Raw genomic sequence first — 20,379 nt, 5'->3', positions numbered from 1 at the left:
TATCTTATTTTTTACGACGCACTACAAAAACACACGCACCTACCGAAGATACAATTGCCAAAATAGATAAAACAATTGCTATCAACTGCATATTACTAGTACCTTCATTCTTTTCTACATTAGATACTTCACCATGTTCTCCTGTTAATGACGTACCTTTTGCAATTGTAGTAAGTGAATGCGGTTTTTCAGCTTTCTCATCGCCTGTCCATTCAACAATTTCTCCGTCTTTATATTGTTGATATGCATCCCAAGCTATTTTTTGTTCTTTATCCGGATTTTTAGCGACGAAAGTAAATCGCTGGAACTGACCGGGTAAAATCCCTTCTCCTATTGCTTCCCATACTACAGTTTTCACTTTTCCGGCATTATCTTTCTGCTCTTCCATTTTCCACCCTGGCACTGGTTCATACTGTTGGAATTCCACACCAGACGGTATTTTCAGTGTAACTTTTGTTGTTGCTATATTCTTTTCAACTGGTACTTTTATCGTGTAAGTCTCCCAAGAACCGATGTCAGAAGTTGCTGGCTTCACAGTAACGTGCGCACTAACAGGTAACGAAAACATTCCCATTGTAATTGCTGTTGCGATCATTGTTGTTCCTAATTTTTTTATACGTTCCATTTTCAATTAGCTCCTTTTTATCTATACCTACTCTTTATCCCGCTATTCGCCGGGTAGCCCAATTGATGAGGGCTGCTTAAAGTTTTACTTTATCTGCCACCTACAATAAATTTATAATCCGTATCGAAGCTATCAAGCGATTTCGTTAATCCATGTACTTGTATATTCCAGTTTCCTGTCATGTTAATATACATACCTTCTGCTTCATATTCTCCCGGTGAAACTGCCGAAACTTTAAATGATCCTTTTCCCATATTCATATCTAACGATTGAGTCGTTAATATAATTTGTTCCATATCAGTAACGGGTTGTCCGTTCTCATCCTTTAAAGTAATATGGAATATATTTTGTCCTACTCTATTAGGACTTACATTTAGCGTCATTTCATATCCATTATCTAATTGTTTACTCTCTGTAAAAGGTCCAGTAGGAGGCATCGGTGGTGTTTGTACGTTTGTCATAAAAGCTACGATGACGAAAATGATAATTCCAATGATAAACTCTACTTTCACCGTAGCACCTAATCCTTGCTCCGCTCTCATTTTCCCTTTCACATAATGAATAATTCCCAATATCCCCATGAAAACGAATAAAAGTATCTTTGCTAGTAAAGCTAATCCATACTTCGTATCAAATAACGAGTGGATTGTTGGAATAAAAAATGTACTGTTAAAAAGACCTGTTATTAAAATCACAATGACAGCGCATGTTGCCCACGGTGAAAAACGCTTAATCATATCCCAATACATATTCCATTTGTTATCCTCTTTACGTAACAGAAGAATAATAGACGATAAACCACCAATCCATAATGAAGCTGCGAATAAATGTAAAAAATCCATAACAACAGCAATATCTTTAAACTTTAAACCATATGCGTGACTATTAAATGCTTTCATAACAAGTATTCCAATAAACAGCACTATTGGAATACTCCATACTTTAAACGACGAAAACTTCTCATGCTTCACCGCAAAATACGTAACAATTATAAGCGTACTAATGAGAATCATTTGAGTGATCCATATATAACCAAAAACAGAAAGCTGTAATGTTTCTTTTAATAGTAAAGGGTTGAATGCTTCTAGCCACGAAACATCGGCATTTATTTTCGCTTGCAATGGTAGGTTGAATAACAAGCTAATAAATATCCCAAATAAGGAGATCCATATTATGTTCTTACTCCTTGATCGAACCGAGGTTGCATTCCCTTTATACATAATAAGATTAAAGAAGAGAACTCCTAAAAATAGCGAGAAACTCGTATATAGAATCCCACGTTCCATAATCATATCGATTTGCGGGACATACCCCATCTCTTCCACTTGTATATCGTCTGTTTCCGCTTCCGCTAATCCAATCCGAAACGGGATAACTCCTTGAATTGGATGTCCATCAGCTGAAATCACTTTCCACTGAATGGAGTAAAGACCATTTTTGAGGTTTTCTTTTAATCCAGCTTCTAATAGCTTTTTATTTTTTTTATCAATATGAGCATCTTTTAAATCGACTCTTTTACCTGATGTATCTCTCACGTACAATGTATTAAAACTTGAAACTTGTATGTCCTCATCGAATTCGATTTTTACAACAGATGGTGCTTTCTTCAATGTTTCATTTTCAGTAGGGTTTGATTTCACAACGTACGCATGAGCAGATGCACTTTTCGGTATCAATATGATAAGCACACATGCAAGTAATAACCATGTCCCTAATCTTCTCATTACTTTCATACTCATTTCACTTCTTTCTTCCTCATCGCTCTATTTTCATTACTTTAACTTCCGAAGTTTGATTCTCCGGCGAAATATTAACCTGATTAAATATAAACTTCTAGAAAGTATAACTCTTTATTTCTCTTCCACCTTTAAACTTCTAATATAATAGTAACTATCATGATAGATACAACTTACATTTTTAAAGTCGATTGTTATTATATCATAAAATATATTTATGTAAGTTATCAAAGAAGAAAAGTTATCGTGAATCATTTGTGAAGAAAATGTGAAATACATAAATAAAAAGGTATTACGTTATTACGTAACACCTTTAAAAAAATATCCCTCTTCTATTTCTCTTCCGGATAATCACAATACTCGATAATCGTTCCTTCAGTATCCGCTGGGTTAAGATAAATTAACCTTCTACCGTGCTTATTAATGCGTAGTGTATGCTCTAATGTCCGAATACCTTGTTCTTTTAACTCTTCTAGAGCCACATCTAAATCATCGACACGATACGCAACGTGATGAACACCTTTACCTTTTTGTTTAATAAAACGGGCAATTGGAGATGTCGTATTATTCGTCGGTGCAAGTAATTCAATTCTATCTCCATCCACTTCAAGAATGGCTACTTCGCTTTCCACACCAGGAGCTTCACTTACGTAACGATCTATTAAAGTTCCTAGTAACACATTTTCATAAAAACGTATCGTACTATCTATATCACGAACTGCGATTCCGATATGATCAATTGTTTTTTTCATTTTATTTCCCCTACTACTTTATTTTTTCTCATTATTAATAGTAACAAAAAAAGCTATAGAAACAAGTTCTATAACTTTTTTTATTTAACCTATTTTCTTATCCGCTCTAGTTGCTGGTTGAACTTGGTTTTTCACTTTTAAAATGCTAAGTCCATATCCGATAAATCCACCGATAATCGCTGGGAAGATCCAGCCTAATCCTACTTCCTGCATCGGAAGGAATTTAGTGAACACTTGGCTTACTACTTCAATGTTAACTCCAGCTGCACTTAATCCATCGAATAAGCTGATGATAAATGTTACGATTAAGCTCACTTGATAAACTTCAGCTCTTCCTTTGAATAATGAATGGAAGAATGTTAAGAAAATCAATACGATTGCTAGTGGATAAATTGCTGTTAATACTGGAACAGAAACTGCGATTAACTGTGTTAATCCTACATTTGCAACAATTGCACTAAATACACATAGCGTGATTGCAATTGCTTTGTAAGGAACATTTGGGAATAACTTATGGAAGAATGAAGAACATGCTGATACAAGTCCCACACTAGTTGTTAAACAAGCTACTGTAATCATTAATCCTAATAATACTCCGCCATATGATCCGAAATAGTAGTTAGAAACTTTCGCTAATACTTCTCCGCCGTTCTCTAAATGTCCAAGCTTTGCAACACTTGAAGCACCCATATAAGAAAGTGCTGTATAGATAATTGCTAAAATAGATGCTGCAATAATTGTCGCTTTTGCACAAACGACCATAATTTGTGTTTTCGTTTTCGCACCTTTTTCTTTAATAGCATTAATAATGATAATCCCGAATACGAATGATGCAAGCGTATCCATCGTTAAGTATCCTTCTTGGAATCCTTTAAAGAATGCATGTGATGTATAAGCTTCCACTGGTGCTTGCATATCTCCAATCGGATGTATAAAAGCAACGATTACTAAAATACCGATGAAAGTCAACTTAATTGGTGTTAAGATTTTTCCAACAATATCGACAATTTTCGCGGGATTTAGCGAAAAAAAACAAGTGATACTAAAGAATATAATTGTGAAAAGAATTAAAGGTGTAGAACCTACTCCTTCTGGCATAAACGGTTTAAGACCAATTTCATAAGAAACATTTCCTGTTCTCGGTATTGCAAATAACGGACCAATCGCTAAGTATAAAACTGTTGTAAACACAATCCCAAACACTGGGTGAGCACGACTAGCTAACGACTGCAAATCATCTTTACCTGAAAAACCAAATGCTAGCACACCTAGTAATGGTAATCCAACACCAGTTACTAAAAATCCAGCGTTAGCAATCCATACATTCTCTCCTGCTGATTGACCAAGCATCGCTGGGAAAATTAAATTTCCCGCTCCAAAAAATAGTGCAAATAACATTAATCCAATAACTACTATGAACGAAAACGGTACTTTATTCGCCATAATATAACCCCCATTCAAGTTTCCTTATCTCATTTTCCAATTTTAACTAATTGAATTTTCTGAATATTTAATTTAAGTATCAACTATTCTTGAACTCATTATAGTTTGCTATATAATATTTTGCAATACTATTTTCGAACTTTTCTTTTATTTTATAAATATACATTTTTTAACATGAAAAATAGACTAAAAAACCAACATGGTCATCCATGTTGGTTTTTCCATTTACTATCATGAATTAAAATTTTGCTGCTACTTTTTTAACGTTTTCTAGACCTTCTTCAACAATTTGTTGTGAACGATCTGGATATTGATTGTGTCCTTCAATTACAACTGTCTCTGGATTTGTAATTCCCCAGAATCCAAGTACCGTTGTTACGTAATTAACTGCCATTTCCATAGGAGCCATTTGCTCTGAAGAGTAATCTGAACCACGAGCACCTAACACAACTACTTTTTTACCACCAACTAAACCTTCTGGGCCATTTGCTGTATATTTAAACGTTTTTCCAGCTTGAGATAAGTATGAAATATATGTGATTAATGGCGCTGGTACTGTAAAGTTCCATAATGGGAATGCAAATACAACCTTATCAGCTTCTAAAAACTGATTTAAATATTGATTTACTGTAGCAACTGCCTTCTCTTCTTCAGCAGTTAACTCCATGCCTTGGCTACGTTTATATCCACCTGAAATCGCGATATTTCCGTAATAAGGAAGATCTAATGCAAATAAATCTAATTCCGTAATTTCTGTATTTGGATTTGCTTCTTTATAAGTACTTACAAATGTTTCATACATTTTTGAACTAACTGCTTGCTCCGCTGGACGATCGTTTGCTTTTACAAATAATACTTTTGACATTTTTTTATTCCCCTCTACATTCGTATTTTCTTCTTTTTTACCAAATAATGAGCTAAATAGTCCCATTTTCTTCACCTAATCTTTCTTTTCATATTCATTATTCATCATCATAAAAATTCTTATTCTAAGAAAAAGTTCCAATAGATACCTTAAGTTACGCTATCACAACTTTTTGTTATTTAATTACCTTATGTAAGTGATTGTAATATAGCCACTTACTTTAGTCAAGTAACTTTTAATAAAAAATAAAATCTCAAATTAAAAATATTAACTAAAATACAATTGAACACCAAATACATCTTTATTACTTGTATAATAAACTTTGAGAGGAAAATTCATATATAGAAAGGATTTATTCATGAGCACTATAGAAAAGCTTCAAACTTTTATTATTCTTTTTGCTGTTACATGCGGCATCGTACTCGGACAATTTAATATGATACATACGTATTCAGACAAATTTATTGTCCCCTTCTTATTTTTCATGCTATATGGATTATTCCTCAGCATTCCATTAAAAGAAATAAAAAACGGATTTCGCAATTTAAAATTTGCTGGAACAAGTCTTACTATTAACTTCTTATGGACACCTTTACTCGCTTGGGGGTTAGGAGCACTATTTCTTTCCGATCATCCAGCACTTTGGGTTGGATTTATAATGTTAATGGTTACTCCATGTACAGATTGGTACTTAATCTTTACTGAAATAGCGAAAGGTAATGTAGCACTTTCTACTGCAATTTTACCTGTAAATTTAATTTTGCAAGTACTGCTCCTTCCCATTTATTTATTTTTATTTGCTGGTGTCATGAAAACTGTAGCGATTTCTGTTTTAGTAGAAAGTATTGTTATCGTAATCGTCTTACCATTTATACTTGCACACGCTACAAAGTTCATTATGAATAAAATGAAAAAAGCTGAAACTCTCGAGAATAAACTCATTCCGTTTTTCAGCTCTGCTCAAATTATATTTTTAAGTTTAGCAATAGTAGCGATGTTTGCATCACAAGGTAAATATTTACTGCAAAATATGAATGTCGTTTTATTATTACTCGTTCCTGTTCTATTGTTCTTCATCATTAATTTTTTACTAGGACAATTTATCGGGCGCATGATGCATTTATCTTACAAAGATACAGTAAGTCTAAGCTTAACAACGTTAGCAAGAAACTCACCTGTTGCACTCGCTATCGCTGTGACCGCTTTTCCAGACGAACCTCTTATCGCACTTGCACTCGTTATTGGACCATTGATTGAGTTACCGGTACTAGCTTGTGTGTCACAAGTTTTGTTGCTTATTAAGAAAAAACGGCAATATGCATAATAAAAAACGTCCCATTTTGGGACGTTTTTTATTATGGAAAGACTACATACAACACTTACTTCTTATTTATCAATACAAATGAAATTACCGAAACTACAAACGTAATAATACCAATTATAAATTGATCGGCTCTAAAAATTTTATATGTTATAGAGAATTAACTTTTCGTTACATTAACAGATCCTTTCTAATTAAAAATGATAGGAAACGTAAATATAACGAAAGCTGCCCAAAGTCCGTATATTGGCAAATACTTCGTAACGGCATCTTGGATAGCTTTTGGTCCTGATTTATTTTGCAAGAAACGCATATAGGAAAACATAATCCAAATTAAATTTGCCCAGACCAGTATGTTTACACCTAAAACAGCAAGTCTATTAGGTGTAATCCCGTAAGAAGAAAGTCTGAATACTATGGCTGACAATGCGACAGTGTCAATAATAAGCGCCAGAACAATTAAGGAAAAATTTATATAATCTGAAATGTTCTTTTTCTCGTCCGAGTCACTCTCAACGATAGAAAATATAGTAACAGCCAATACGCCAAGCAGTATTCCGTTGAAGGCCATTAGGAAATTGCGATCCAAGAATGGATTTTTCCCGACCCAAATTACCGTTATAAGATAGATAAGCAAGGTAATCAGGACGAGAGGACTAAAAATTTTAGATATGTATGGTGTAATATTTTTAGCAAGCTTAAGATTCATTGATACTAAGTATGCAGTCACAATAGCGAGAGCCGCTGCTCCAAATAAAACAACATTACTAAAATAGAATTCTCCTATATCTAAGTCAACAAAGCTAAATAAACGCATGGTGAATACCGCAAGTATCATTCCGCTCACTGCCATGCTCCCGTAGAGAAGACAATATTCTAAATTAAATTTAATATAGGCTAATCTTGTACTGCCTTTTGAATATTCATTTCCTGTAAATGCAAGCCCTACTAAGACCCATAAAAATATAGGAAGATGTAAATAAGCAAGTATGGTACTGTCTTTATAATTTACTGGCAGCGTATTAAGATAATACCCGGAAATTAGGAACAACGCTGCAAGGGAATAAATAATACTTTTTTTCGGAGTATTATTGTAAACAAAATAAGCAGCAATAAAGGGAATTACACCAAAAGCCAAATTAATTGGAGCAATTGCTTCCTGCTCAACAAAGTGGAAAATGATTCTAGTGCTTATGCCGGCCAAAATAGCTAAAAGGCCCATGAATAAGAAACCATTTTGAAACAAAGATGTTTTTTCTTTATTTACCTTCTCCTTGAAATGCAACCTTTCATACCAAGCAGCTAGAACCTGAGAATCAGGTTTTTGGTCCCATGCTTGTGAGAATGATTTTTTAAAAGCTTTCGGATCTTTTCTATACATCTTCTCCAACTCATGAGGGTTATCCATATTTTCGATAATCAAATTTTGATTGTTCATAATTTTACCTCCTCTAATAAAAAACAGCTTTGTTACCTTTCTATAAAAAGCATCTCACTGATTTATTATGATAATGATTTTAATACACAATTTATTGTTTTACAATAAATAATTATCAATTATAAAGATTTTTTTATTGTATATTTCATTTCAAACAAAAATATATAGTACTACTTATTCAAAAAAATATCCTATAGAATAGACTTTTTTAAGCGTCTATTCTATAGGATATTTTTTAATTATCATATTTTTATTTGTTAAAACAACTTAATTCTCAAACACAAAATTAATCTTATTATCTTTCCACTCTAACTTCGCATCAAATGTTTTCTCGCCCTTTTTAAAGCCTTTAATTAAATCGGTCTTTTCACCTTTTAATAGCTTTGTCATATTCTTTTGCGAAATTGTTTTACTTAATATTTTCTTCGAGATGGTAAAGTCACATTGTGTCGTGTTGTAATTAGAACAGCCGTAAAACGTTGACTTATCAATTACATCGCCATCACATTTTTTACAGCTACCAACCTTTTTACCTGTTGTAAATTTCGATCCTTTTCGCTCAATCGATTCAACATGCAATCCAGTAAAGTCCCATTTCTCTGACATTTCCACTGCATCTTCAATAATTTTAGCTGATAGCTTTTTCGTCTGTTCCATAAATGTAGCTGGTGAAGCTGTACCTTCACCAATTTCCGCAAGACGTTGTTCCCATTTCGCAGTCATTTCTGGTGAAGCTAGTATTTTGTCACCAATTGCGGTAATTAATACTTTTCCTTTATCAGTTGCATACACTTGGTTTTTCTTTACATCTATATACTTACGGTCTTTCAGCATCGTAATAATACCTGCGCGAGTCGCTTCCGTACCTAAACCTTCTGTTTTCTTTAATACTTTCTCCAGCTCTTCATTCTCTAAATACTTACCAGCTGTTTTCATTAACGTAATAAGTTGTCCTTCTGTATAGCGCTTCGGTGGCTGTGTTTTTCCTTCTTTCACTTTCACCTTTACAACTTTTCCTTCTTCGCCTTCAGCTACAATTGGAAGAATGGTTTCGTCATCTTTATCGTCTTGGAAAATAACTTTACGCCAACCTTCTTGAATTTGCTGTTTTCCTTTTGAAATGAATTCAGCACGTTCATCTACAAGCGTAATGATTGTTGTATAGTCAAAGATTGCAACTTCATAATGAGCTGCAATAAGCCTTCTTACGATCATATCGTATATTTTCTTTTCATCACCTGATAGTATGCTTGGGTTTGTAACTTGCTCTGTCGGAATAATTGCGTAGTGATCTGTTACTTTCTTTTCATTTACATAACGCTTGTTATTCATAATGGATTCAACCGGAGCCGGTAATAAGCCTTTATATTCATCAAACTGACTTAACTTCTGTAAAATATCAGGGAACGTCGCTGCTTCTCCTTGTGTAACATAGTTAGAATCTGAACGTGGATAAGAAACAATCCCTTTTTGATATAGTGCTTGCGTTATATCAAGCGTCTTTTTCGGTGAAAACTTAAAGGCTTTATTTGCCGTTGCTTGCAGTGATGATAAGTTAAATAAAAGCGGCGGCTGAAACTCTTTACGCTCCGTTTTCATTTCCTTCACAACAGCCGGTTTCCCTTGGCAAAATGCCGCAATTTTATTCGCCATATCAGGGTCTTTTAAGCGGGATTCATTATCCTTTTCCCATTTCCCGTCATATTTCTTTCCTTCTATATTAAAGGTTGCAAACACTTCCCAGAAAGGCTCTGACTTAAAGTTTTCAATTTCTTTCTCTCGCTTTACAATCAATGCTAACGTTGGTGTTTGGACACGACCAGCAGAAAATACATCATTCATTCCTTTTTTCTTTAACAAAATACTAAAGACACGTGATGCATTCATACCAACAACCCAGTCAGCGCAAGATCTTGTGTATGCTTCGTAATACGTATTAATTGTATCTGATTCATCAAGTAGATTTTTAAATCCTTGGTAAATAGCTTGCTTCGTTAAAGATGAAATCCATAGACGTTTCATCGGCTTTTGCACGTTACAAAGATTAATAATATTTCGTACGATCAGTTCCCCTTCACGCCCAGCATCTCCTGCGTGAATGATTTCTGTTACCTGTGGATTATGTAACAGCTGTTTCACAACGTTAAATTGCTTATACTTTGACTTTGTTACTTCAAATTGAAATCGTTCAGGAATCATCGGTAACGTATCAAGTGACCATTTTTTCCACTCTGCGTGATAATGCTCTGGATTACATAACTGCGTCAAATGACCAATTGCCCATGTACAGTACGCTCCATTTGGAAATAACTCATTCGCTTCTACTTCTAAATATCCATCTTTCCGGCGATATTTAAACTGTGAAACAAGAGCCAACCCTTGATCTGGTTTCTCGGCAATAATTAATTTCATTTTATAACTCCCTATCTGTATTCCAGTGTTACTTTCATTGTCTATATGTTTAGAAGCGATGATAAAACAACAATCTTATTTATCATTCGCGGTTTGTCTCGCAAATGGGAGACCTATAATATTATACGCTTATTCTTTATGGCTTCACAATAGAAACTCATAATATAACAATTTCTTTCACATGCTTATAATTAAAAAAGACGCCCTAAAAAATCAAGCGTTCCTTTGCTTACATCTATGAAATTGTGCAGATAATATGCAGATATTAATAAGCATAAGTACCCTCCATATAAACATATGATGAAATGAACGATAGGACAAGGAGGTATCATAATGTTTGCTTATACGTTAACTACCTTAACACTTTGCTGTACTTCGATTCTTATTACATCCTATATTTCTAAACGTAAGGGTACCCTAATGGAGTATATGGTATTTATTATGTCTTTTAGTATGAGTATTGGTTTAAGTATTGGTTTTTACTTAGGCATTCTCTTTAAGGGGGAATTACTATATTCTACTTTGCTTGCTATTTTAATTAGTGGTTTTATCGGTTTCTTAATCGGTCTACGTTTTCACCTATATACTGCTTTAGAAGGAATGTTCTCTGGATTAATGGCAAGTATGATGGGAGCAATGATTACAGAAATGTTAAACGCTCAACAAGCTCATAGTATATTGTTCATTAGCCTTTTACTTACTATAACGATTACTATGTCCTGTGTGATTCAATTGTTATCGGAGAACTTTTCTACTTTTATCCAACAGCGTTTTTTGTTATTACTTTCAATTAGTGTAGTAATTATCGTTGCCGTATTTACGACATTCCCAGATCATACTCCTGCACCTTCACCTGGGCATAACCAACATATACATTAGTACTTGCAACAAAAATGAATAAGCAGCTATCCATAGGATAACTGCTTAATATTACTCTGGCTTATTAGGAATGTTTCGGTTTGGAACATAATCCGATTTGTAATCTGTATATTTTACTTCTGTTACCATCCCAGCTGAAGCATGGTGTAAATCATGACAGTGGAACATCCACTCACCAGGATTGTCTGCTACAAAGGCTACTTCATATTCTTCTCCTGGCCTCAAATTCAATGTGTCTTTAACAATCGGAGAACCTTCTATCGGTTTTCCATCTTTACTCAACACCTGGAAGAAATGACCATGTAAATGCATTGGGTGATCATCCATTTTAGAACGATTTACCAACTTCACTTTTACTAAATCACCCTTTTTTACTTGAATTGGGTCAATATCCGGAAATACCTTTCCGTTAATTGTATATACCATTTCATTTCCATTCATTTGCGTATTTAAGTCCATATTATATGTGGCAGTATACTCTTGATTTAACGGGAAACTTCCTAATTTTTTAGTACCATATTTCATGATATCTACTTTCGGTAATTTTTCTTTTTCGTCTGCTTTATCTTTCATCTCTTTGCTGCCATCATATTCAATAACAGCTTTCATTCCTTTTGCACCTTTATTTTTCGAATGGTCTTCAACATACCATTTCCCAGTTTTATTAGCAGTAAATTCAATATCATAACGTTCACCCGGTGCGATTGAAATTACTTTATCCTTTATAACTTTTGGATCATTTATTGGTTGACCATCTGTCGCAATTACTTTTATATCATGACCGTGAACATGTATATCATGTGATAGATAACCAGCATTAACGAGTCGAAGACGAACTTTATCTCCCTTATTCACTTTCAATGGCACTACTAAATCACCGCTTTTTCCATTGATTGTGAATAAATCATACATACTCATATCATGACCTTCCATCTTCATATTTCCATGGTCCATTCCCGCCATATTGCCAGAGTCTTTTTGATCACTGCCCATGTCCATACCAGAATGAGCCATGCCGTTCTTATCATCATTCTTTTCCTCATTTTCATTACCTTTAGATTTATTACCTATTTGCCCTTTTGTCATTTCTTTTAACTGCTTATTCATTTCTTCTTTATCTGTAACCCATTCATCCAACATTAATGTGTAATCTTTATCATATTTTTCCTTTGTATCTTCTACAATGAGCGCTCCATACAAACCTCTATCTAATTGATTTACAGAATCTTGATGCGAGTGATACCAGTACGTTCCTGGTACGTTCGCTTCAAATTCGTAAGTGAAACTTTTTCCTGGTTCAACTGCATCTTGTGTCACGCCTGGAATTCCATCCATGTTATTTGGGACAGGATATCCATGCCAATGAATAGATACTGGTGCAGATAATTCATTTTTTAATGTCACTTTCACCTTTTCACCTTTTTTCACCCGAATTTCTGGACCAGGTGATGAGCCATTAAATGTCCAGACTGGAACAATAACACCGTTACCTAACTTTTGCTTTTCTTCTTTCGCTACTAAAGTAACTTCTGGTCCTTTTTCAACCTTCAATGGTTTTGTAGCTGTTTCAGCCTGTATTGTTTTTTTATCTTTCATATTTTTATGATCATTTGTTGTATTTGTGGCCAAAGAACATGCAGCAATTAAAAATATTACAGAGACCGTAACAGCTGTTAATACAAATCGCTTCATGGAAAATCCCTCCTTTTTCTTTTTCAAAATCATTATAGAACTTGATTTTCAAGAAAATAAGGAGATGTAATTAGATAATACGTAAGCTAATTGGAAGATTACTAAAAGCGGAGACATTACAAGAGGCGAATATTTTAAAAGTATAAAATACTTCCCTTGTAGCGACTATATTAGCCGTTTTCATATTTATTTTGACGTTATTTCTTAAGAAACAATAACACTGCTATTATTAAATAAGAAAAATGTAGCTAAAATGCTCTTCACAAAAGAACTTAGATTTTTGTATAATAAGAACTAATGTTCCTCACAAGGAAACAATGGACTCAAATTACACAAATATATCAAATAGAAGAGGATTGATATACGATGAAAATTGATAGACCAAAAATTTCAACAGAGTTATCTTCAAAGAATTTTCAAGATATTTTTTATGAAGAAGATCCAACATTGGAAGTGTGTGAAATTATAGACTCCACTTTCGAAAATGAATCTGTAGATAGAGTGCGATTATATGATGCGGTGATAAAAAACTGTAAGTTTACTAATACAGACTTTAGCAATATTGATATTACAGATGTTTGTTTTGAAAACTGTGATCTATCAAATGTTAATTTAAGCAATTCTTCTGTTCACAGAGTCGAATTTAAAAACAGTAAATTAATCGGAGTAAATTTCACAGAATCTAGCTTAGGAAATGTTAAATTTGAGAATTCAATTTTGAATTTAGCGGCATTTGGAAATTCCAAACTAGAAAAAATCATCTTCAATGAAACTTCATTAAATAATGCAGATTTTTTTGACTGTAAACTTAAAAAAGTTGAATTCCAATTATGTAGTCTTGATGAAGCTAATTTTGATCAGACATCACTGAAGGGGATAGATATTAGTTCTTCTACCTTTGATACACTTACAGTTTCAGTGAACGATTTAAGAGGATGTAAAGTATCAACATATCAAGCTGTTCAGTTTGCTACTTTATTAGGATTAATAATTAAAGATTAGTATTTCGAAGAAAAGAACCCTATCCCGAATCATGGATTTTTTAATTGTCCACGATTCGAGATAAAGTTCAAATAAATTAGTGATGACTCTTTTATTATTTAACTACAGCTTGGTTTCCTTTTACATGTTCATTATTTACACTCATAAATTCTTCAATTTCTTCAACTTCCCTAATGATATCTTTTGACAAGTTTTCATACCCGTCTTTCGTTACAAGAATGTCATCTTCAATACGAATTCCAATTGATTCTCCTTCAATATAAAGACCAGGTTCAATTGTTATAACCATACCTTCTTCTAACACTCTATCTTTATATGTTCCTACATCATGTGTATCTAAACCAAGGAAATGGCTGACACCATGATAATAGTATTTTGATAACTCTTCATCTTCTTGAATTAAACCAATTGCTTTACACTCTTCTGCCAGTACTTTTTTTGTATGCTCATTTAATGCAGCGAACTTTAATCCTGGCTTAATAAGTGCTGTTGTTTCTTTTAATGCTTTTAATACAATATTATAAATTTGTTTTTGACGACTAGAGAATGTTCCATTTGCCGGGAATGTATAACTAATATCAGCGTTATAGTAGTCTTTTTGAGCACCTAAATCTAGTAATACTAAGTCACCATTTTGAATTTGTGCATCATTATCTTCATAATGAAGAACTGTAGCATTTTTCCCACTCGCCAAAATTGTATTGAACGCATGGTGCTTAATGCCAGATGATTTCAGTGTAAAATCAAATTGAGCTTCTAATTCATACTCCATCATGCCTGCTTTTGCATTTTTTAACACATTGTAAATACCATCTTTCGTTACAGCAATCGCTTCTTTAATAATTTCAATTTCTTCCTCTGTTTTAAATACTCGTAATTCACAAATGTTCGGATATACATTACCAATTGTTACGTGTGGGTATTTTTCTCTTACATGTTTAGCAAATGCTAATGTTTTTGTCTCCGTACCATTCCAATCACGACGTTCTATATCTAAATATAGATGCTTCGCATTTTCTGTAAAAAGTATATTTGACATTGTCTTTTCAAAGCTATCTAAATATACAACTTTCTTTATACCTGAAATTTTCTCTGCTTCTTCGTTAGAAACTGTTTTACCGACCCATTTTTCCATTACTGGATCTGACTTTTCAATGAAAAGTGTTTCTTCAACACTACTTCCAACCTTTTTCAGCATAAAAATAACATTTGGTTCATCGATTCCCGTTAAGTAGTAAAAATTACGATTCGGTACAAATTTATAATGTGCATCAGCTGACATATGCGGTGCTTGTCCCGCAAATAATATCGTAATAGATCCCTCTGGTAATGTGTTTGCTAATCGTTCTCTATTTTGAGCAAAAAATGTTGATTTCATAATAATCCCCCTAGTGTTCTATGTATGCTTGTGAAACTAATCATCAATACAATTCATTCTATTATTGTTATAATTTTTCGTCAATTAATAGTACTCATAGCCAAAGGAGAATTTTCATTACTAAGGTCCCTTCCACGCTAAATTATGCATACCACTCCACAATTTCTTGACATTTATTCCATATACTTAAAATCACGTATATAGGAAAGGGGCCTACAAATTTGAAACATTATGTAGCAACAGGGTTAGCAATTACTTCTTTATTAATAATTTCAGGATGTTCTAGCAACGTCGAAACAGCACCAGTGAAGAAAGGAACGGCGCAATCTCAACCAAAAAATACAAAAACAGCAAATACGAATCCGCAAGACTCCTATAAAGAAATTACATCTGGAAAAATCGAGCACATTCATGGAATTGGCTATGCAGGAAATATGCTAGGTGTTTCTATTGCCACTCATAGCGGGATAAAAGTTTATCAAGATGGCAAATGGTTTGAAACTAAGACTGAGCTACATGATTATATGGGATTTCAGGCAACGAAGAACGGATTCTTTGCCAGCGGTCACCCTGAACCAGGTGCAAATTTAAAAAACCCTTTAGGATTATTGAAAAGTTCTGATGGTGGTAATACTCTTGAAAAGCTAGCATTTTACGGAGAATCTGATTTTCATAACCTTGCTGTCGGATATAATACAGAAGCAATTTATTTATACAATGAGCGTCCAAATTCTAAATTACAACAAGGTTTTTATTTCAGTACGAACAACGGACAAGATTGGGAAAATAGTAAGTTAAAAGGTCTTTCAAGTACGATTCATTCCTTTTCCGTACATCCGAATCAATCTAGTGTAGTCGCAGTAAGTGCCAAAGACGGTGTTTACTTATCTACAGATTACGGAAATACGTTTGAAATATTCGCTAAATCACTTGAATCGACCGCAATTACATTAAGTAATGAAGATGTTATTTACGCGCCTATCAATAAGCAAATCGTAACGAAGAAATCAATTGCTACAAATGAGGAGACAAACATACAAATTCCACCTTTAGATCCTAAAGATACAATTATGTATATATCACAAAACCCTCAAAATTCAGCTGAAATTGTATTTGCTACAATGAAAGCAAATGTGTTCCTTTCTACGGATGAGGGTAAAACATGGAAGCAGCTTACTAAAGAAGGAATATTCCAAATTAATTAGAAGGGTGAATATAACGTGTTTTCAATAATTAGTGAATGGAGCTATCAACTCATGTCTCCTTTAATGGATGCCGCGAATGCTACGAAATCAGTACCTCTTTTATTTGCGTTTTTATTAGGCATTGTAGGTACACTTGCTCCTTGTCAATTAACAGGAAACATTAGTGCTATTACACTTTATAGCAACCAATCTTTACAAAAAGGACATGTATGGAAACATATACTTTTATTCATTTTAGGAAAAATAATGGCTTTTACGACGCTTGGACTATTAGTATGGTTTTTAGGAAAAGAGATTCAGCAAATATTAACTTTGTATTTCCCATGGTTACGCAAAATGATGGGACCCCTATTAATTTTAATGGGGTTAATGTTGGCAGGTATTATAAAAGCAAGAAACTTCTTCTCAATCAAATTTATAAGAAAACAAAATGAAACTGGCTCATTTTTACTTGGATTCTTCTTTTCCTTAGCTTTTTGTCCGACCATGTTCGTTCTATTTTTTGGAACGTTAATCCCTTTATCTTTCTCATATAATTATGGTTACTTGTTTCCAACATTCTTTTCGCTAGGAACTGCTCTCCCTATCGTTGGAATTATGTTCATCATCTCTTATCTTGGATTAAATGGAACATTACTTAAAAAAAGTAGGAATATTGGCAAACGCGTTCAACAGGTAGCCGGTGTTCTTCTTATATTAATCGGACTTTATGATACCGCTCTTTATTGGTAATACATACAAAAGATAAGCTTCAGTGAAACGAGCTTACCTTTTGTAATATTATATTCATTTTTTCTTTTGCTGTAGTTGAGCTAATAAGTTCTTAACAAACGCGAGAAACAGCGGGTCATTCTCTTTTTTAGGTGACCATTGCATAATAAGTTGTCGTGGAATTGTAATTTCTATCGGCTGTACAATGAAGTCATGAATAATTTGCTTATGTAGTCCTGATAACGGAACGATTGTTATGCCATTAACTTGTATAGTAAGTGCTAATGCTGAACTAATTGATTCTGACTCCATCACTTTATTAACTGTTATTTCATTTTTCATCAAATACGGTTCGAGCACTTCTTTGCAACCAGAAAGCGGCATAATAAAAGGATAATTTTTTATATCATTAATAGTAAGGTTAGGCGGAACTTTTTTTGAAGAAACCATAACATACGGATCTTCACCAATGACATCATAATGAAATCCTTGTATTAAATTTTCTTTTATAGAAATAGAAAAATCTGCACTACCTGATGATAGCCAATCTAACACTTCTTGATAGCTTCCTTCTCGAACTGCAAGTACATATTGACTATGATCAATATTCCCTAGTTGAATACACTCCGCCAAACAATATACAGTAATGGAAGGATACGTAGCTAGTACAATTTTATACAAGCTTTTATTTTTCAACTGGAAAGCTGTTTCCTCAAGTTTTTCATACTCCATTAGAAGTCGATTCACACCAACTAAAAATTCTTTGCCATTTTCAGTTAGAATCGTTCCTTGTCTAGAGCGATCAAATAACGTTATAGCATATCGTTTCTCTAATTTGTTAATAATATGGGTTATTGCTGGCTGTGTCATATGTAATTCCTTTGCTGCCAGACTAATACTATTTAAACGAGCCACATATGTAAAGACTTTAAAATCAAAAACATTCATTCTGTTCTCCTTATATAAAATATATTTATATCATCTATAAATAACCTTCATTATATTTATGAAACCACTTCATTTACACTGAGTATACATCATCAATATTACAAATAGATGAAACTTATATACCCTAGAGGAGTGTTGATTAAATGAGTACTTACATTTTAGTACATGGAGCATGGCAAGGTGAATGGGCATGGGAATTAGTAAAACCTCAACTAGAGGCTTTAGGTCACACTGTTATTACACTAGACTTACCTGGAAGTGGGAAAGATACAACTCCTTCACAAAATATAACGTTAGATTCCTATGTTGATGCAGTAACAGCTAATATAAATCAACAAAATGAAAAGGTTATTCTTGTTGGACATAGTATGGGTGGAATCGTTATTACTCAAACTGCTGAACTTATACCAAATAAAATCGATAAATTAGTATATCTTTGTGCCTTTTTACCACAAAACGGAGAAAGTCTTGGTAGTAAATTAGACGGAGAAGATGGCCCGCAATTCACTATAAATGAAAATGACTTGACTGCTGAACTTATACCTAATCTAATTGAACAAACATTTTTAAATGCTACAGAAGACGGTTCTATTAAAGAAGCATCTTTTAATCAAATGCGTCCTCAACCACTAGGACCCTTCCAACAAGAGCTGAAAATATCTGAAGAAAACTTTGGAGCCATAGATCGCATTTATATTGAAACGACTCTAGATAGAGCGATTCCAATTGATTTTCAGCGCCGAATGAATACAGAAACACCTTGCAAGAAAGTTATTACTTTAGAAGCTGATCATTCTCCATTTTTCTCTAAAGCATCGGCACTTGTTCATTACTTAAATGAATTAAACTAAATTTTTCATAAAATAAATAGACACTCACAGGTGTCTATTTATTTTACTAATTAAAAGCTATCTTTACTCTATCTACATTGCCATGCCCTTTTGCTTCATCTCCCACTTTTTATACAGTAGTACTGCACCAAATAAAAATACTCCCGCAACAAATGAAGCTACTGGTAACATCTTTATCATTCCATCTGGAAATACGAGCGGCAATAATGGAAATGCATACACTGCTGGAATACGTACACCAACAATTTTTAATAAAATAAGCATTAATATCATATTTAATAAAGTGACTACAATCCATGAATCAATCGCAAAGTACAATATTGTTCCAACAGTTGCAGATGCAGTTAATACGACTATTTGTTTAAAAGCCATTTTTTCATTGTACATCGGCTTTTGAAGTGATTCATACACGACAACTAATATTGGTGGAATAACTGCTAATTGTTCATAACCAGTTATCCAACATAAACTGATCCACACAAAGTTTAGTATTAGAAATACAATCATATACTTATACTGTATATTCACTTTTCGCTCCAGACCACTGTTCAATTTAAATATAAGTACACCAACCATTAATATAAATGTTAAAGCGCAGACCGCGATAACAAATGACCATTCCGTCGCATTTGTTACTAATGGTAATAAACCTGTCGCAATTGATGGTGCTAAATTGGATTGAATTACACGCAAAAACAGCATCATGAATACAAGCGTTAAGCTTACTTTCCCTAAATAGGCTATATCCATTTGATTCACCATAAAACCGATTACAGCTGTTATTGACGGTGCAATAAAAATTTTTTCTGGTTGTCTTAACCATCCTGGCTCACGATACGCCCATAAAGCAATTGCCATCGCCGCTATTTCCGGCAAAATGACTTCTGGATCATTTAATAACACACCCGCTGTTACCATGGCTAAAATAAATAAAATAGCAATCGTATATGAGATGATTGTTTCTTTCTTTGAAATTACTGCATTCATTATTACATACTCCTTTGTGCTCATTTCTTTCATAATGTAAAACAACAATTTTATACCCTACTACGGTATTGTATATTAACATCTTTTCTATTTCAAGTATTAGTAGTCATTTACATTCTCTCTCACCCCATACA

Annotated in this window: 17 protein-coding genes; 6 read left to right on the top strand and 11 right to left on the bottom strand. The window is 33.6% G+C overall.

The window, feature by feature from the left end; translation table 11 throughout:
• Window positions 1-4: 4 nt before the first annotated feature.
• The 5 genes from NST90_RS09320 to NST90_RS09300 form a co-directional block, all read right to left on the bottom strand.
• A complete protein-coding gene (locus NST90_RS09320; RefSeq protein WP_000439685.1) occupies window positions 5-625 on the bottom strand; it encodes a DUF1775 domain-containing protein in 621 nt (206 codons plus the stop codon).
• An 89-nt stretch (window positions 626-714) separates the two neighbouring features.
• On the bottom strand, window positions 715-2,364 hold the full coding sequence (locus NST90_RS09315) for a copper resistance CopC/CopD family protein (RefSeq protein ID WP_000062150.1): 1,650 nt from the start codon (window positions 2,362-2,364) through the stop codon (window positions 715-717).
• A gap of 329 nt (window positions 2,365-2,693) precedes the next feature.
• Window positions 2,694-3,113, bottom strand: coding sequence for a VOC family protein (locus NST90_RS09310; protein ID WP_000750850.1), 420 nt, complete (start codon window positions 3,111-3,113; stop codon window positions 2,694-2,696).
• An 84-nt stretch (window positions 3,114-3,197) separates the two neighbouring features.
• The gene (gene brnQ / locus NST90_RS09305) at window positions 3,198-4,556 is read right to left on the bottom strand and encodes a branched-chain amino acid transport system II carrier protein (RefSeq protein WP_001284786.1); all 1,359 of its coding nucleotides are present in this window, start codon (window positions 4,554-4,556) and stop codon (window positions 3,198-3,200) included.
• A 238-nt stretch (window positions 4,557-4,794) separates the two neighbouring features.
• Window positions 4,795-5,487, bottom strand: a complete 693-nt coding sequence (locus NST90_RS09300; protein WP_048534294.1) for an FMN-dependent NADH-azoreductase — start codon at window positions 5,485-5,487, stop codon at window positions 4,795-4,797.
• Between the two features lie 292 nt (window positions 5,488-5,779).
• On the opposite strand from NST90_RS09300, the gene NST90_RS09295 reads away from it, so the two are divergent.
• Entirely contained in the window at window positions 5,780-6,745 is a 966-nt protein-coding gene (locus tag NST90_RS09295; RefSeq protein WP_000103825.1) for a bile acid:sodium symporter, read from the top strand.
• 187 nt (window positions 6,746-6,932) lie between these two features.
• On the opposite strand, the gene NST90_RS09290 is transcribed toward NST90_RS09295, so the two are convergent.
• Together NST90_RS09290 and topB are read right to left on the bottom strand one after the other, a co-directional pair.
• Window positions 6,933-8,180, bottom strand: coding sequence for a DUF4153 domain-containing protein (locus NST90_RS09290; RefSeq protein WP_001064721.1), 1,248 nt, complete (start codon window positions 8,178-8,180; stop codon window positions 6,933-6,935).
• A 267-nt stretch (window positions 8,181-8,447) separates the two neighbouring features.
• Window positions 8,448-10,592, bottom strand: a complete 2,145-nt coding sequence (gene topB / locus NST90_RS09285; RefSeq protein WP_048534297.1) for a DNA topoisomerase III — start codon at window positions 10,590-10,592, stop codon at window positions 8,448-8,450.
• Window positions 10,593-10,925: 333 nt separating this feature from the next.
• Between topB and NST90_RS09280 the strand changes: the two genes are divergently transcribed.
• A complete protein-coding gene (locus NST90_RS09280) occupies window positions 10,926-11,471 on the top strand; it encodes a hypothetical protein (protein ID WP_000458541.1) in 546 nt (181 codons plus the stop codon).
• Window positions 11,472-11,522: 51 nt separating this feature from the next.
• Here the strand turns inward: NST90_RS09280 and NST90_RS09275 are convergent, their stop codons facing one another.
• The gene (locus NST90_RS09275; RefSeq protein WP_000820026.1) at window positions 11,523-13,163 is read right to left on the bottom strand and encodes a multicopper oxidase family protein; all 1,641 of its coding nucleotides are present in this window, start codon (window positions 13,161-13,163) and stop codon (window positions 11,523-11,525) included.
• A gap of 366 nt (window positions 13,164-13,529) precedes the next feature.
• Between NST90_RS09275 and NST90_RS09270 the strand changes: the two genes are divergently transcribed.
• Window positions 13,530-14,165, top strand: a complete 636-nt coding sequence (locus NST90_RS09270; RefSeq protein ID WP_025710123.1) for a pentapeptide repeat-containing protein — start codon at window positions 13,530-13,532, stop codon at window positions 14,163-14,165.
• 94 nt (window positions 14,166-14,259) lie between these two features.
• Here NST90_RS09270 and NST90_RS09265 read toward each other — a convergent pair whose 3' ends face one another.
• A complete protein-coding gene (locus NST90_RS09265; RefSeq protein ID WP_000842971.1) occupies window positions 14,260-15,543 on the bottom strand; it encodes an aminopeptidase P family protein in 1,284 nt (427 codons plus the stop codon).
• Window positions 15,544-15,764: 221 nt separating this feature from the next.
• On the opposite strand from NST90_RS09265, the gene NST90_RS09260 reads away from it, so the two are divergent.
• Together NST90_RS09260 and NST90_RS09255 are read left to right on the top strand one after the other, a co-directional pair.
• Window positions 15,765-16,748, top strand: a complete 984-nt coding sequence (locus NST90_RS09260) for a F510_1955 family glycosylhydrolase (protein ID WP_025710125.1) — start codon at window positions 15,765-15,767, stop codon at window positions 16,746-16,748.
• A gap of 15 nt (window positions 16,749-16,763) precedes the next feature.
• The gene (locus NST90_RS09255) at window positions 16,764-17,480 is read left to right on the top strand and encodes a sulfite exporter TauE/SafE family protein (protein WP_222124715.1); all 717 of its coding nucleotides are present in this window, start codon (window positions 16,764-16,766) and stop codon (window positions 17,478-17,480) included.
• Between the two features lie 54 nt (window positions 17,481-17,534).
• Here the strand turns inward: NST90_RS09255 and NST90_RS09250 are convergent, their stop codons facing one another.
• On the bottom strand, window positions 17,535-18,407 hold the full coding sequence (locus NST90_RS09250; protein ID WP_070179205.1) for a LysR family transcriptional regulator: 873 nt from the start codon (window positions 18,405-18,407) through the stop codon (window positions 17,535-17,537).
• A 143-nt stretch (window positions 18,408-18,550) separates the two neighbouring features.
• Here NST90_RS09250 and NST90_RS09245 point away from each other — a divergent pair, with 143 nt between their 5' ends.
• Window positions 18,551-19,258: an alpha/beta fold hydrolase gene (locus NST90_RS09245; protein ID WP_025710127.1), complete on the top strand. Its 708-nt coding sequence runs from the start codon at window positions 18,551-18,553 to the stop codon at window positions 19,256-19,258.
• 72 nt (window positions 19,259-19,330) lie between these two features.
• Here NST90_RS09245 and NST90_RS09240 read toward each other — a convergent pair whose 3' ends face one another.
• A complete protein-coding gene (locus NST90_RS09240; protein WP_000994721.1) occupies window positions 19,331-20,245 on the bottom strand; it encodes a hypothetical protein in 915 nt (304 codons plus the stop codon).
• Window positions 20,246-20,379: the final 134 nt, after the last annotated feature.

This window comes from Bacillus sp. FSL E2-8900 (assembly GCF_037966225.1).
Taxonomy (GTDB): Bacteria; Bacillota; Bacilli; order Bacillales; family Bacillaceae_G; genus Bacillus_A; species Bacillus_A cereus.
This window is presented reverse-complemented; position numbering and strand designations above follow the sequence as displayed.